Origin of the sequence: Bradyrhizobium sp. 2S1 (assembly GCF_011516625.5) — a bacterium.
GTDB classification, from domain to species: domain Bacteria; phylum Pseudomonadota; class Alphaproteobacteria; order Rhizobiales; family Xanthobacteraceae; genus Bradyrhizobium; species Bradyrhizobium septentrionale.
On sequence record NZ_CP147717.1, the window covers coordinates 3,660,234 to 3,675,629 of the forward strand.

Here is a 15,396-nt window from a genome sequence, read left to right on the forward strand (position 1 = left end):
GTCAGGCAGCTTTCTGGGCACCGTTCGGCCGGATGCCGAGCAAATGGCTGATCGCGAACACGAGGTCCGCGCGGTTCATGGTGTAGAAGTGGAAGGTGTCGACGCCGTGCTTGAACAGCTTCTGCACCTGACCGGCGGCGACGGTGGCCGCGACCAGCTTGCGGGTCTCGGCGTCGTTGTCGAGGCCCTCGAACTTCTCGGCGAGCCAGTCCGGCACGCTGGTGCCGGCGCGGGTCACGAAATTGCGGGCCTGCTTGAAATTGTGCATCGGCATGATGCCCGGCACGATCGGAATCTCGATGCCGCGCGCCCGCACCCTGTCGACATAGCGGTGGTAGAGGTCGTTGTCGAAGAACACCTGGGTAATCGCGCGCGCAGCTCCGGCGTCGACCTTGGCCTTCAACGTGTCGATGTCGGCGTCGAAGTCAGCGGCTTCCGGATGCTTCTCGGGATAGGCGGACACCGAGATCTCGATGTCGGCGTGGCGCCGCTTGATGGCGGCGACGAGCTCGGCCGAGCTCTGGTAGCCGTCGGGATGGGTGAAGTAGGGCGTGCCGATGCCGCCGGGCGGATCGCCGCGCAGCGCCACGATGTGGCGGACGCCGACCTCATGGTAGCGGTCGACGATGTCGTCGATCTCGCCGCGCGAGGCGCTGACGCAGGTCAGATGCGCGGCCGGCAGCAGATCGGTCTCGCGCAGGATGCGCGTGATGGTGGAATGGGTGCGCTCGCGGGTCGAGCCGCCGGCGCCATAGGTGACCGAGACGAAGTTCGGCGTCAGCGGCGCCAGCCGGTTGATGGTCTCCCAGAGATTGCGCTCCATCTCCTCGGTCTTCGGCGGGAAGAACTCGAAGGAGATTTTCGGCGTCTTTGGCGCACGATACCCGTTCGGCACGGAGGAAATCGTCTCGGTCATGATACGCAAGGGCTCCGCAACTGGAGGGCAGACGTCTGGCCTGGATATGATCTGCGTAAGATAGGCCAAACGGGTTGGATCAAACAGCCCATCGGATATGGGAAATTGCCCATTGGATGCGTTGGGGTGGCAAAAATTGACCATCAATAGCCAATAGTGGGCAATGTGTTCTCTTTGATGATGATGCAATTAATTAATTGAAATATATAGATAAAACTATGTTCTGCGATTGGTTGGAGGTCAAAAACAGCTATGGGCAGCTGGCTGTGTCAATGAATCGTTGCATTTCGTCCCAAAAACCGTGGCGGCTGGCGCCGACCTTCCGGTGCGGGACTGCCCTGCGCGGCCGGGGCCTTTGTCGCCTCGTGGCGTCACACTAGGTTGACTGCCATGATTCCGCTCTCCGTCCTCGATCTGTCCGTCGTCACCACCGGTACCAAGCCGGCCGCTGCGCTCCGCAACAGCATCGATCTGGCGCGCCATGTCGATGCTCTCGGTTACACACGCTATTGGCTGGCCGAGCACCACAACCTCGCTTCCGTCGCGAGCCCGGCGCCCGATCTGATGATCGGGCAGATCGCGGCGGTGACGCAGCATATCCGCGTCGGCTCCGGCGGGGTGATGCTGCCCAACCATGCTCCGCTCGTGATCGCCGAGCGCTTTAAGATGCTGGAGGCGCTGTTTCCCGGCCGCATCGATCTTGGGCTTGGCCGCGCGCCCGGCACCGACGGCGCCACGGCTTACGCGCTGCGCAGCCGGCTCGATCGCCGCGAGGGCGACGATTTCCTCGAGCGGCTGCATGAGCTGACCTTGTGGGAGACGCGCGATTTTCCGGCCGGCCATCCCTACAACAATGTGGTGGCAATGCCGGATGATTCGCCGTTGCCGCCGATCTGGCTGCTCGGCTCGAGCGATTATTCTGCCGAGCTCGCCGCGCAGGTCGGGATGGGCTTTGCGTTCGCGCACCATTTCGCGACCCATGACGCTGTCGCGGCGATGACGAATTATCGCGCACATTTCAAGCCGTCGGGCTGGCGCGCGACGCCGCAGGCGATTCTCGCAGTCGCCGCCGTCACGGCGGAGACCGATGCGGAGGCCGAGCAGCTCGCGATGTCGATGGACCTCAACCGGCTGCGCCGCGACCGCGGTCAATATCTGCCGTTGCCGAGCGTCGAGGAGGCGCAAGCCTATCCCTACACCGACGCCGAGCGTGCCTCGATCGCGCGCAACCGCGCCCGATTATTCGTCGGCAGTCCCGCGACCGTGATGACCAAGCTGCAGCCGCTGATCGCGGCAAGCCAGGCGGACGAGCTGATGGTGATATCAGCGGTCTACGATCACGACGCGCGGAAGAAGTCGTATGACCTGCTGGCCGAGGCGTTCGGGCTGCAGAAGAAGGCAGCCGCATCATGATCGTCGTCCCGGCGCAGGCCGGGACCCATACGCCGCGGCTTTAGTTATTGAGCAAACTGGTTGTCGCCGTGCCGCTTACGAAGGCCGGTGGTTATGGGTCCCGGCCTTCGCCGGGACGACGTATGGAGGACAGCGCGTGCGATTCAATCCGCCTTCTCGCTAAACGTCGCGCGGAACGGATGGCCGGGATAGACGCCGACGATGCGGAATTCGCGCGAGAAGAATTTCAATTCCTCCAGCGCAAAGGCGAGCCCGCGGTCGTCAGGATGGCCGTCGACGTCGGCATAGAATTGTGTGGCGAAGAAATTGCCGTCGACCATGTAGCTTTCGAGCTTGGTCATGTTGACGCCGTTGGTGGCAAAGCCGCCCATCGCCTTGTAGAGCGCGGCGGGCAAATTGCGCACCCGGAACACAAAAGTGGTGACCAGCGGCCCCGAGCCCTGAGCCGCCCACTTGGCCTCGCGTGCCAGCACCACGAAGCGGGTGGTGTTGTGGGCCTCGTCCTCGATGTCCTCGGCGAGAATGTCGAGGCCATAGATATCGGCGGCCAGGCGGGAGGCGATCGCCGCCACGCTCTTGTCGCCGCGCTCGGAGATATCGCGGGCGCTTCCGGCGGTGTCGCCGGCGACGATCGGCCTGATGCCGAGCTTGCGGATGATGCGCCGGCACTGGCCGAGCGCGTGGACGTGGCTCTCCACGCTCTTGATGTCGGCGAGCTTGGTGCCCTTGACCGCCATCAGCTGGTGGCGGACCGGCAAAAACCATTCGCCGACGATGAACAGGCCGGAATCCGGCAGCAGATGGTGGATGTCGGCGACGCGGCCGGCGACCGAATTCTCGATCGGGATCATGCCGAGATCGGCCTCGCCCGAGGTGATCGCAGCCAGCGCGTCCTCGAAGGTCGCGCAAGGCATCGGTTCGGCGTCGGGATAGGCCTCGACGATCGCGATATGGGAATTGGCGCCAGGTTCGCCCTGGAACGCGATTTTCAGCTTCTTGGTCATGGGTTCTTTCCTGCGGCGCCTTTTAGCACCCGGTCAGGCTTTGGAAAGTATTCTGCGGGCGGTTTCGAGATCCGCCGGGGTGTCGACGCCGCGCGGGACGGTGTCGACGATGGTGATGTCGATCCGCATCCCGGCCTCCAGCGCGCGCAACTGCTCGAGCTTCTCCTGCTGCTCCAGCGGCGAGGGCGGCAGCGCCACGAAGCGCGCCAGCGCGGCCCGGCGGTAGGCGTAGAGGCCGATATGATGGTAGCGCGGTCCGTCGCCATGGGGCGCGGTGGCGCGGGTAAAATACAGCGCGCGCAAACGATTTGCCCCGATCGGCGAGCCCACCGCCTTGACGACGCTGGGGGCCCGATCCTCCTCCTCGGTATGGATGCGCGAGGCCAGGGTCGAGATGTCGACCGCGGGATCGTCGAGCGCCGGCATCACGCTGCGGATGGTCTCAGGGGTGATGGTCGGGAAATCGCCCTGCAGATTGACCACGATCTCGGCACGGCCGTCCGGGTCGAGGATTGTCATCGCTTCATGAATCCGGTCCGAGCCGGAGGGATGCTCAGTGCGGGTCATCACGACCTCGCCGCCGGCTGCCTTCACCGCTTCAGCGATCTCGGCCGTGTCGGTGGCGACCGCGACCCGGCCGATCCCGGCCTCCTCGGCCCGCCGCAGCACGTGGACGATCATCGGCGCGCCCGCGATATCGAGCAGCGGCTTGCCGGGCAGTCGGGTGGCGGCCATGCGGGCCGGAATCAGCACCAGGGTGCGGGGTTGGGTCATTCGTGTCGGGGCCCGTCCGGCCTGCGGAAATTGGCGGGGAGGAGGTTGAATTCGGCGCGTTTATACGGGTTGCCAGAGCGCGGGCAAACCGATATCTCAACCCTGCTTGGGGCGGTGCGATAAGGCCGATTCCCAGGTCTTTCCCCGCGGCCGTATTCCCGGCCTGAAGTCGACATTCAAGGCCCGGAGCCTGACCCGAAATGGACTCCTTCGAACTCAACAAAATTCTCGGTGCGCTTCTCGGCACCTGCATCGTCGTCCTGGTGATGAGCTTTGCCGCCGGATCGGTGTTTTCCGCGAAGCTGCCGGAAAAGCCGGGCTTTGAGATCGCGGTGAAGGAAGAGTCCCATGGCGGTGGCGGCGAGGCGGCTGCGGCCGCATCCGAGCCGATCGAGAAGCTGCTGCAGACCGCCTCGGTCGAGAAGGGCGCGGCGGCCGCCAAGAAGTGCCAGGCCTGCCATACCTTCGAGAAGGGCGGTCCCAACCGTGTCGGTCCGAACCTGTTCGGCGTCGTCAACGAGGCCAAGGGCGAGGGCCGCGGCTTCAACTTCTCGGCGGCGATGAAGGGCAAGGGCGGTACCTGGAGCTTCGACGACCTCAACAAGTTCCTGACCAACCCGAAGGGCTTCGTTCCGGGCACCGCGATGGGCTTCGCCGGCGTTCCGAAGGACAGCGAGCGCGCCGACATCATCGCCTATCTCAATTCGAACTCGGAGCATCCGGCTCCGATCCCGACCGCTTCGAAGTAACGATTTGCTTCGCGCAAGCATGTGGATGAAACGGCCAGGCAATGCCTGGCCGTTTTCGCATGGGGAATCCGTTGTCGCGGGGTTGTTATCGGGACGTTTCGCCGCACCGATATTGTTCCCGGGCGACTATCATGAGGAAAAAGCAACGTAATTTGTCGAACCGTTGCCTTATATTGGGTCCCATGTAAGCGGGGCCGCAAGCAGGAAGAGCGAATTTGGCGATCACCCGACGACACCTCCTTCAAGGCAGCGCACTGGCGGCAATGGCTCCGGCGCTCGGTTTCGGTTCCGGCACTGGCGCGGTCACACCGGCGCTCGCTGACGATGCCTCGAATGGACTAAAATGGCGGCACGCCCTGTCGCTGTTCGGTAATGTCAAATACCCGGCCGACTTCAAGCGGTTTGACTATGTCAATCCGGTTGCGCCCAAGGGCGGCGCCGTTCGCCAGATTGCGATCGGCACTTTCGATAATTTCAACGTGGTGGTTTCGGGCGTGAAGGGCGCGATCGCAGGTGCGGTCGCGCTGGTCTACGAACCCCTGATGATGCAGTCGCTCGACGAAGTTTCGACCCAGTATGGCGCGCTCGCGGAGTCTGCAACTTATCCCGACGATTTTTCGTACGTCATCTACCGTCTTCGTCCACAAGCCAAATGGCATGACGGCACGCCTGTCACCGCGGATGACGTCATCTTCTCGCTCGATGCGTTCAAGAAGCATCATCCGATGTACTCGGCCTATTACAGCCATGTGGTTCGGGCCGAGAAGATCGGTGATCGCGACGTGAAGTTCACGTTCGACATGCCGGGCAATCGAGAGCTGCCGCAGATCGTGGGCGAACTGACGGTTCTACCCAAGCACTGGTGGGAAGGCACCGACAGCGAGGGTCGCAAGCGCGATGTTTCCGCGACGACGCTGGAGAAGCCGCTCGGATCGGGAGCCTATCGCATCAAGGAGTTCGTCGCAGGTCGGACAGTGGTTCTCGAACGCGTCAAGGATCATTGGGCGCTCGACCTCCCAATCAATGTGGGGCGCAACAACTTCGACGAACTGCGCTACGAATACTTCAGGGATCCGACGGTTGCGATCGAGGCATTCAAGGGCGATCAGATCGATTGGCGTTTGGAGAACAGCGCGAAGGCATGGGCGACCGCCTATAATTTTCCGGCAGTCACCGACAAGCGTGTGGTGCTAGAAGAGTTTCCGAACCGCAGTTCGGGCATCATGCAGGCCTTTGTCCCGAATCAGCGTCGCGCCAAATTCAGCGATCCGCGTGTTCGCCGCGCTCTGAATTTCGCGTTCGACTTCGAGGAGGTCAACAAGCTGCTGTTCTTCGGCCAATACAAGCGCATCACCAGCTACTTTGATGGCGCCGAGGAGTTGATGGCGACCGGGCTGCCGCAAGGCAAGGAACTTGCCATCCTTGAATCCATGCGTGATCAGCTGCCAGCCGAAGTATTCACAACGATCTATACGAACCCGGTCGGTGGCAATCCCGAGGCCGTCCGCGAAAATCTCCGCGAAGCATCACGCTTGCTCAAGGAGGCCGGCTATGAAGTACGAGACCGGAAGCTCGTGGATTCCAAGAGCGGAGAGCCGTTCTCCATCGAACTTCTGAGTGAGGATCCGAATTTCGAAAGGATCATGCTGGCATATAAGCCGGCACTCGAGCGGCTCGGGTTTTCGATCACCGTGCGCACGATCGACCCGATCCAATACGAGAATCGGCTTCGCAGTTGGGATTTCGACGTCGTCGTCGCGTCTTGGGGAGAATCCCTGTCACCCGGGAACGAGCAGCGGGAATACTGGGGATCGAAGGCCGCAGACAACGCCGGATCGCGCAACATTGCCGGCATCAAGAGCCCGGTGACCGACAAGCTGATCGAGCGGGTGATTTTTGCGACGGATCGCGAAGATCTCGTTGCCGCGACGAAGGCGCTCGATCGCGTGTTATTGTGGAACCATTACGTCGTTCCGCAGTGGAATTATCCGAAGGTGCGTACAGCGCGCTGGGATCGCTTCGGCCGTCCGGCAGAATTGCCTAAGTATGGCCAATCGGGATTCCCGGCGATCTGGTGGTACGACTCCGACAGGGCGGCCAAGCTCAAGCGTTCATAAGATTAAGGATTCGCGCATGGCGCTATTCTCCCGTCGGCACGCACTCGGTCTCGGCATCGGTGCGTTGAGTGCTGCAGGATTTCGTGCTGCGCCGACGGCAGCCGATAACGGAACCGAGATGCACGGCATGTCGGTGTTCGGCGACCTGAAATATCCGGCAGATTTTCAGCAGTTCGACTACATCAATGTGAAGGCGCCGAAGGGCGGCGCGTTCTCGGTGATTCCGTGGGTGCGCGGTTACAACCAGTCCTACTACACCTTCAATTCGCTGAACGCCTATGTCCTGAAGGGCGAAGGCGCGCAGGGCATGGACATGACGTTCGCGACATTGATGTCGCGCGCCAATGACGAGCCCGACGCGATGTACGGCTATGCCGCGAAGTCGGTGCAGATCTCGCCGGACAAGCTGACCTATCGCTTCACCATGCGTCCCGAGGCGCGCTTCCATGACGGCACCAAGCTGACGGCGCAGGACGCCGCCTTCTCGCTCAACACGCTGAAGGAAAAAGGTCACCCGCTGATCCAGGTGCAGCTGCGCGACTTCGTCAAGGCCGAGGCGCCCGATGACGCGACCGTGGTGGTGACCTTCGCGGCGGGCCGCGCCCGCGACGTGCCGCTCTATGTCGCGGGCCTGCCGATCTTCTCCAAGGCCTATTACGCGGCACGATCGTTCGAGGAATCGACGCTCGATACGCCGCTCGGTTCGGGGCCGTACAAGGTCGGCAGGTTCGAGGTCAACCGCTACGTCGAATTCGACCGCCTCAAGGACTGGTGGGGCGCCGACCTTCCGGTCAATCGCGGTAGCTACAATTTCGACACCGTGCGCTATGAATTCTACCGCGACCGCGATGTGGCGTTCGAGGGCTTCACCTCGAAGAGCTATTTGTTCCGCGAGGAGTTCACCGCACGCGTCTGGGCGACGCGCTACGATTTCCCCGCCGTGAAGGATGGCCGCGTCAAGCGCGAGACGTTGCCCGACGACACGCCGTCCGGCGCGCAAGGCTGGTTCATCAACACCCGCCGTGACAAGTTCAAGGATCCACGCGTGCGTGAGGCTCTGATCTACGCCTTCGACTTCGAGTGGACCAACAAGACCATCATGTACGATGCCTACGCGCGCACCGTCTCGCCGTTCCAGAATTCGGACATGGTAGCCGAGGGACCGCCGCCGCCCGAAGAGCTTGCGCTGCTCGAGCCGTTCCGCGGCCAGGTGCCCGACGAGGTGTTCGGCCTGCCCTTCGTGCCGCCGATGTCCGACGGCTCCGGCCAGGACCGCGCGCTGCTGCGCAAGGCGGTACAACTGCTCAACGAGGCCGGCTGCGTCATCAAGGACGGCAAGCGCGTGCTGCCGAACGGCGAGCCCCTCACCATCGAATTCCTCAACGATGAGCCCTCGCTGCAGCCGCACCATGGGCCCTATATCAAGAACCTCGGCACGCTCGGCATCGAGGCTACATTCCGCCTCGTCGACGCCGTGCAGCGCCGCGCGCGGGTGGAAGATTTTGACTTCGACATGACCATGGAGCGCTTCAACTTTTCGGCGACGCCTGGCGACAGCATGCGGCCGTTCTTCTCCTCGCAGGCGGCGAAGACCAAGGGCTCCTACAATCTCGCAGGTATCGCCAATCCCGCAATCGATGCCCTGATCGAGAAGATCATCGGCGCCAATAATCGCCAGGAGCTGACGATTGCCTGCCGTGCGTTCGACCGCGTGTTCCGCGCCGGCCGTTACTGGGTGCCGCAATGGTACCGCAACACGCATCCGGTCGCCTATTGGGACCAGTTCGGTCATACCGAGAAGCTGGCGAAATATACCCAGGGCGTCGGGGCGCCAGAGAACTGGTGGTATGATGCGGCCAAGGCCGCAAAGCTCGAACAGGCGAAGAAATAGCCGATGAGCGCCTATATCGCCCGACGTATCTTCCTGATGCTGCCGACGCTGCTCGGCATCCTGTTCGTCTCCTTCGTGGTCGTGCAATTCGCGCCAGGCGGGCCGGTCGAGCGCGTCATCGCGCAGATCAACGGCGCCGACACCGGCGGCACTTCGCGCGTGTCGGGTGGCGGCGGCGATTTCGGCGCGCAGCGCGGCCAGGGCGCGGGCGCAGCCGGTGCCACCAACTCGAAATATCGCGGCGCGCAGGGACTCGATCCGGATTTCATCAAGAAGCTCGAGGTGCAGTTCGGCTTCGACAAGCCGGCGCCGGAGCGGTTCGCGCTGATGGTGTGGAATTTTGCGCGCTTCGACTTCGGCAGCAGCTATTTCCGCAGCGTGAGCGTGCTGCAGCTGATCAAGGAAAAGCTGCCGGTCTCGATGTCGCTCGGCATCTGGATGACGCTGCTGACCTATCTGATCTCGATCCCGCTCGGCATCCGCAAGGCGGTGAAGGATGGCTCGCGGTTCGACACCTGGACCTCGGCCGTGATCATCGTCGGCTTTGCAATACCGGGCTTCCTGTTCGCGATCCTGCTGATCGTGCTGTTCGCCGGCGGCTCGTTCCTCAATATCTTCCCGCTGCGCGGTCTGACTTCGGACGGCTGGGCGCAGTTCCCCTGGTACTGGAAGATCATCGATTATTTCTGGCATCTGACGCTGCCGCTGGTGTCGATGGCGCTTGGCGCCTTCGCCACCATGACCTTGCTCACCAAGAACTCGTTCCTCGACGAGATCCGCAAGCAATATGTGATGACCGCGCGCGCCAAGGGCTGCAGCGAGGGTCAGGTGCTGTACGGCCATATCTTCCGCAACGCCATGCTGATCGTGATCGCGGGCTTCCCGAGCGCGTTCATCCACGCGTTCTTCTCCGGCTCGCTCCTGATCGAGACCATCTTCTCGCTCGACGGGCTCGGCCTGCTCGGCTTCGAGAGCGTCTTGAACCGCGACTATCCGGTGGTGTTCGGAACGCTGTTCATCTTCTCGCTGGTCGGACTGGTGGTCAATCTGCTGTCCGACCTCGCCTATATGTGGATCGATCCACGGATCGACTTTGAGGCGCGGGAGGTCTGATGACGATGCTCGCGCCCCAGCCCGTCGAAACCACGACGGAATCGCCGCTCGGCGAGGCGGTGCCCGCGACGCGTCACGGCTTTGCGCCGTCGCCGCTGAACAAGCGCCGCTGGCAGAACTTCAAGGCCAACCGCCGCGGCTACTGGTCGTTCTGGATCTTCCTCGTGCTGTTCGTGCTGTCGTTGTTCGCCAATTTCATTGCCAACGACAAGCCGCTCGTCGTCAAATATGACGGCCGTCTCTACTGGCCGGTGGTGTTCACCTACGCCGAGACCACCTTCGGCGGCGACTTCGAGACCGCGGCCGACTATCGCGATCCGTACTTGCAGAAGCAGATCGCCGCCAAGGGCGGCAGCATGATCTGGCCGCCGATCCGCTACTCCTACGACAGCCGCAACCTCGACCCGCCGACCGCGGTGCCGTCGAAGCCGACCTGGCTCCTGACCGAAGCGCAGTGCAAGGACGTGGTGAAGCGCAAGGGCCTGACCGGCTGCCGCGACCTCGAGTATAACTGGCTCGGCACCGACGACCAGGGCCGCGACGTCGTCGCGCGGCTGATCTACGGCTTCCGCATCTCGGTGCTGTTCGGCCTGACGCTGACCATCCTGTCCTCGATCATCGGCATCGCCGCGGGCGGCGTGCAGGGCTATTTCGGCGGCTGGATCGATCTCGGCTTCCAGCGATTCATCGAAATCTGGACCGCGATCCCCTCGCTTTATCTGCTGCTGATCATCTCGGCGGTGCTGCCGCCGGGCTTCTTCATCCTGCTCGGCATCCTGCTGCTGTTCTCATGGGTCTCGCTGGTCGGCCTGGTGCGCGCCGAGTTCCTGCGCGGCCGCAACTTCGAATACATCCAGGCGGCGCGCGCCCTCGGCGTCTCCAACCGCGTGATCATGTTCCGCCATTTGCTGCCGAACGCCATGGTCGCGACCATGACGTTCCTGCCCTTCATCGTCTCGTCCTCGGTGATGACGCTGACGGCGCTGGATTTCCTCGGCTTCGGCCTGCCGCCCGGCTCGCCCTCGCTCGGTGAATTGCTGTCGCAGGGCAAGGCCAATGTGCAGGCGCCGTGGCTCGGCCTCACCGGCTTCTTCTCGGTTGCGATCATGCTGTCGCTCCTGATCTTCATCGGCGAAGCTGCGCGCGACGCCTTCGATCCGCGCAAGACATTCTCGAAGGGCTGACGCATGGACGCGACCAACCAGCCTCTGCTCGATGTCAGCGACCTCTCCGTCGCCTTCGGCCGCTCGCTAGCGGTCGATCGCGTCTCCTTCTCGATCAAGCGCGGCGAATGCACGGCGCTGGTCGGCGAGTCCGGCTCGGGAAAATCGGTCAGCGCGCTGTCGGTATTGAGGCTGCTGCCCTATCCGGCGGCGTCACATCCCTCCGGGGCGATCCGTTTCAAGGGCCGCGATCTCCTGGGATCGTCGGAACGCGAGATGCGCGGGATTCGTGGCAACGACATCTCGATCATCTTCCAGGAACCGATGACCTCGCTCAATCCGCTCCACACCATCGAATCGCAGATCGGCGAGATCCTGTCGCTGCACAGCGGCATTAGCGGTGCGGCGGCACGGGAGCGGACGCTGGAGCTGTTGGGCCAGGTCGGCATCCCCGAGCCGGAGACACGGCTCAAGAGCTATCCGCACCAATTGTCCGGCGGCCAGCGCCAGCGCGTGATGATCGCGATGGCGCTCGCCAACGAACCCGATCTGTTGATCGCGGACGAACCGACCACCGCGCTCGACGTCACCGTGCAGGCGCAGATCCTGGCCTTGCTGGCGGAGATACGCGCGCGGCTCGGCATGAGCCTGTTGTTCATCACCCACGACCTCGGCATCGTCCGCCGTATCGCCGACACGGTCTGCGTCATGAACAGCGGCAAGATCGTCGAGCAGGGCCCGGTCGAGCAGGTCTTCACCGCGCCGAAGCACGCCTATACCAAGGCGCTGCTGGCGGCCGAGCCGAAGCCCGACCCGGCGCCGCCGCAGCCCGATGCGCCGGTCGTGATATCGACGGACAATCTCAAGGTCTGGTTTCCGATCAAGCGCGGGCTGTTGCGCTCGACCGTCGGCCACATCAAGGCGGTCGATGGCGTCAGTCTCGCTGTGCGCAAGGGCGAGACGCTCGGCGTGGTCGGCGAATCCGGCTCCGGCAAGACCACACTTGGGCTCGCGCTGCTCAGGCTGATCTCCTCTGATGGTCCGATCGTGTTCCTCGGCAAGGATATCCAGGGCCTGCGCTTCAAGCAGATGCTGCCGTTCCGCCTCGACATGCAGATCGTGTTCCAGGATCCGTTCGGCTCGCTCAGCCCGCGCATGTCGGTGGCCGACATCATCGCCGAGGGACTTGAAGTGCACCAGAAGCAGCTGTCGCGCGAGGAGCGCGCGGTGCGGGTGATCAAGGCGCTCAAGGATGTCGGCCTCGATCCCGAGTGGCGCTTCCGCTATCCGCACGAATTCTCCGGCGGGCAGCGCCAGCGCATCTCGATCGCGCGCGCGGTGGTGCTGGAGCCGAACTTCGTCGTGCTGGACGAGCCGACCAGTGCGCTCGACATGCTGCTCCAGGCCCAGATGGTCGACCTGCTGCGCGACCTGCAGCGCAAGCGTGACCTCACCTACATGTTCATCTCGCACGATCTGCGCGTGGTGGCCTCGCTCGCGAGCCATCTGATCGTGATGAAATCCGGCAAGGTCGAGGAGGAGGGGCCGGCCTCCGAGCTCTTCAAGAACCCGAAGAGCGACTACACCCGCGCGCTGTTCGCCGCCGCCTTCCGCATCGAAGCGGCCGACGAGGGGACGGTGGCGACGTAGCGAACCCTGTAGCCATTGTAGGATGGGTTTCGCTGCGCTCTACCCATCCTACGGCTGGAAGCCGACGGTAAGGGGCGGTGGCGACGTAGCTCCACGTCGTCCTGAGGTGCGAGCGGAGCGAGCCTCGAAGGATGCGTGGCCCGAGTGGGGCCGTCGATCCTTCGAGACGCGCTTCGCGCTCCTCAGGATGACGGGGATGGATTTGCTTATAGCCGCTTGATCGCCGCCACCTCGCTGCCGGCGGCCTTGATCCGCGCGATGGCGGCGTGCGTGTTCTCCACTGCCGTTGCCATGTGATGCGCGTTGGCGTGCACGATCGTGGTCGCGTCGCGCACGATCGCGACATGGCCCTTCCAGAAGATCAGGTCGCCGCGTTGCAGATGCTTTGATTCCGCCGCGGTCAATTCGCGGCCGAGCCCTTCCTGCTGCATGTCGCTGTCGCGCGGGCAGCCGGTGCCGGCGGCGGTCAGTGCGATCTGCACCAGGCCGGAGCAGTCGATGCCAAGGCTCGATTTGCCGCCCCAGAGATAGGGCGTGCCGACGAATTGCTCGGCGATTGCGACGAAGTCACCTGCCATTGCATCGAGCGGCGCAACATGCCGGCGTGGCAGGTGCCAGCCTTCGCGGCTCACCGCGAACGGACCGTCCTCGCGGACGATCGCAAGCTTCGTGCCCATCGCCAGCGCCTCGACCGGCGGCAGCTTGATCGACGGCCCCGGAAACGCCAGCGTGCGCAGCGCCGCCACCTTGTGTGTCGGCGCGGCGCCCGGCTTGGTCAGCGCGGCCTCGGGGATCCATCCGACATAGCCGTCATCGGCGAGCTGACCCCAGGCCCAACCTTCGCCATTGCGATCGTACACCGTGACGCGCTCGCCCTTGAGCGCCTGCGTCATCTGTTCGGCATCGGCCGCTGGCGCATGACGCAACGGGGCAATGGCGTCGCTGACCTCGAATATCTCGCCGTCGACGAAGCGCGCCGCCTTGACCTTGCCCTCCAGATATTTTGCGGCGACCTCGTCGCGGGCCGGCGTCAGTCTGACATCATGCATAGCGCTGGCTCAACAGTTTATAGATTGCGCGCGCGGCCTGGCACTCGCCGCCTTCGGGGCGGCCGGGCTTTGCGGACGGCGTCCAGCCGTAGATGTCGACATGCAGCCAGCTTCTCGCCTGCTCGACAAAGCGCTGCAGGAACAGCGCGCAGGTGATCGAGCCGGCGAAACCGCCTGACGGTGCATTGGTGATGTCGGCGGTTTTGGAGTCGAGCCATGCATCGTAGGCCGGCCACAGCGGCATGCGCCACAGCGGATCGTTCTCGCGCTTCGCATGGGCTGCGACGTCGCCGGCCAGCGTCTCGTCATTGGTGTAGAACGGCGGCAAATCCGGGCCCAGCGCCACGCGCGCCGCACCGGTCAGAGTGCCCAGATCGACCAGCAGATCGGGCTGCTCCTCGTCGGCAAGCGCCAGCGCGTCAGCGAGCACCAGCCGTCCTTCGGCGTCGGTGTTGCCGATCTCGACGGTGATGCCCTTGCGCGACCTGAAGATGTCGAGCGGGCGGAACGCATTGCCGGCAACCGCGTTCTCGACCGCCGGGATCAGCACGCGCAGCCGCACCTTCAGCTTTGCGTCCATCACCATCTGCGCCAGCGCCAGCACATTGGCGGCGCCGCCCATGTCCTTCTTCATCAACAGCATGCCGCTGGACGGCTTGAGATCGAGCCCGCCGGTGTCGAAGCAGACGCCCTTGCCGACCAGCGTCACCTTCGGATGGGCCGGATCCCCCCAGCTCAGGTCGATCAGCCGCGGCGCGCGGGTCGATGCCATGCCGACGACGTGGATCAGCGGAAAATTCTGCGCCAGCTCGTCGCCGCTGATGCAAGTGAAGTCGGCGTCGAACCGTGTTGCCAGATCGCGCGCCACCTCGGCGAGTTCGGCCGGCCCCATGTCGTTGGACGGCGTGTTGATGAGGTCGCGCGCCAGCGCCGCCGCATCCGCCATCCGCGTGATCTCGGCGGCATCGATGCCGTCGGGCGGCACCAGGCGAACCTCCGGCGTCTTGTTGGTGCCATAGCGAGCGAAGCGATAGCAGCCGAGCGCGAAGGCGAGCGCGGCGAGCCGCGTGTCATGCGGCGCGTTGGCGAAGCGGTAGACGCCCGGCGGCAGCAGGCCGGGCAGGGCGCCGGCCCTGAATGGATCGGGCGATCGGCCACTGGCGTCCTCGAGGCCGAACAGCACCTGCGCGATGCTGCCGTCGGCGGCCGGCAAGGCGAGGGACTTGCCGGGCTTGGCCTCAAAGCCATTCGCCTCCGCGAACTGGCGCGCCGCCGCCGGCAGTTCGCTCCGGACCGCATCCCATGTCGACTTGGTGACGAAGGTGATCGGTGTGACGGCGGTGGCGGTTGCGGTCTCGAACACGGATGGCATGCGGCTCTCGGCTGTTCTGGCGTCGTGGGTGGCTACTACACGCCTTTCGCGGTGGATGGTAGCGCACGAGCGGTTCACGCGACGTGCGGAAACGGAACCGGGCCCGCTGGTTGAGTGCCCAGTTAACCAGACGTTAGGGTTAACAGTCTATTGCTGGCACGCTCGGCTGGATCCATTCGCCTGAT

12 protein-coding genes are annotated in these 15,396 nt (G+C 63.9%); 7 read left to right on the plus strand and 5 right to left on the minus strand.

Annotated elements, in window-relative coordinates:
• Nucleotide 1: 1 nt before the first annotated feature.
• The gene (metF, locus tag HAP54_RS17210) at nucleotides 2–916 is read right to left on the minus strand and encodes a methylenetetrahydrofolate reductase [NAD(P)H] (protein WP_166301980.1); all 915 of its coding nucleotides are present in this window, start codon (nucleotides 914–916) and stop codon (nucleotides 2–4) included.
• 390 nt (nucleotides 917–1,306) lie between these two features.
• Between metF and HAP54_RS17215 the strand changes: the two genes are divergently transcribed.
• Complete coding sequence (locus HAP54_RS17215; protein ID WP_166301983.1) at nucleotides 1,307–2,329, plus strand: LLM class flavin-dependent oxidoreductase; 1,023 nt, start codon at nucleotides 1,307–1,309, stop codon at nucleotides 2,327–2,329.
• Nucleotides 2,330–2,472: 143 nt separating this feature from the next.
• On the opposite strand, the gene HAP54_RS17220 is transcribed toward HAP54_RS17215, so the two are convergent.
• Together HAP54_RS17220 and HAP54_RS17225 are read right to left on the minus strand one after the other, a co-directional pair.
• On the minus strand, nucleotides 2,473–3,333 hold the full coding sequence (locus tag HAP54_RS17220) for a prephenate dehydratase (protein ID WP_166301986.1): 861 nt from the start codon (nucleotides 3,331–3,333) through the stop codon (nucleotides 2,473–2,475).
• A 33-nt stretch (nucleotides 3,334–3,366) separates the two neighbouring features.
• On the minus strand, nucleotides 3,367–4,107 hold the full coding sequence (locus HAP54_RS17225; RefSeq protein WP_166301989.1) for a 3-deoxy-manno-octulosonate cytidylyltransferase: 741 nt from the start codon (nucleotides 4,105–4,107) through the stop codon (nucleotides 3,367–3,369).
• Nucleotides 4,108–4,307: 200 nt separating this feature from the next.
• Here HAP54_RS17225 and HAP54_RS17230 point away from each other — a divergent pair, with 200 nt between their 5' ends.
• The 6 genes from HAP54_RS17230 (at nucleotide 4,308) to HAP54_RS17255 (ending at nucleotide 12,790) form a co-directional block, all read left to right on the plus strand.
• The gene (locus tag HAP54_RS17230; protein ID WP_166301992.1) at nucleotides 4,308–4,856 is read left to right on the plus strand and encodes a c-type cytochrome; all 549 of its coding nucleotides are present in this window, start codon (nucleotides 4,308–4,310) and stop codon (nucleotides 4,854–4,856) included.
• Between the two features lie 215 nt (nucleotides 4,857–5,071).
• A complete protein-coding gene (locus HAP54_RS17235) occupies nucleotides 5,072–6,973 on the plus strand; it encodes an extracellular solute-binding protein (RefSeq protein ID WP_166301995.1) in 1,902 nt (633 codons plus the stop codon).
• A gap of 16 nt (nucleotides 6,974–6,989) precedes the next feature.
• Nucleotides 6,990–8,864, plus strand: a complete 1,875-nt coding sequence (locus HAP54_RS17240) for an extracellular solute-binding protein (protein WP_166301998.1) — start codon at nucleotides 6,990–6,992, stop codon at nucleotides 8,862–8,864.
• A 3-nt stretch (nucleotides 8,865–8,867) separates the two neighbouring features.
• A complete protein-coding gene (locus HAP54_RS17245) occupies nucleotides 8,868–9,977 on the plus strand; it encodes a microcin C ABC transporter permease YejB (RefSeq protein ID WP_166302001.1) in 1,110 nt (369 codons plus the stop codon).
• Entirely contained in the window at nucleotides 9,977–11,161 is a 1,185-nt protein-coding gene (locus tag HAP54_RS17250) for an ABC transporter permease (protein WP_166302004.1), read from the plus strand. Before HAP54_RS17245 ends, HAP54_RS17250 begins: the two co-directional genes overlap by 1 nt.
• A 3-nt stretch (nucleotides 11,162–11,164) precedes the next feature.
• On the plus strand, nucleotides 11,165–12,790 hold the full coding sequence (locus HAP54_RS17255) for an ABC transporter ATP-binding protein (protein ID WP_166302007.1): 1,626 nt from the start codon (nucleotides 11,165–11,167) through the stop codon (nucleotides 12,788–12,790).
• A gap of 206 nt (nucleotides 12,791–12,996) precedes the next feature.
• Here HAP54_RS17255 and HAP54_RS17260 read toward each other — a convergent pair whose 3' ends face one another.
• Nucleotides 12,997–13,839, minus strand: a complete 843-nt coding sequence (locus tag HAP54_RS17260) for an NlpC/P60 family protein (RefSeq protein WP_166302010.1) — start codon at nucleotides 13,837–13,839, stop codon at nucleotides 12,997–12,999.
• Complete coding sequence (locus HAP54_RS17265; protein WP_166302013.1) at nucleotides 13,832–15,211, minus strand: leucyl aminopeptidase family protein; 1,380 nt, start codon at nucleotides 15,209–15,211, stop codon at nucleotides 13,832–13,834. Before HAP54_RS17265 ends, HAP54_RS17260 begins: the two co-directional genes overlap by 8 nt.
• Nucleotides 15,212–15,396 lie beyond the last annotated feature (185 nt).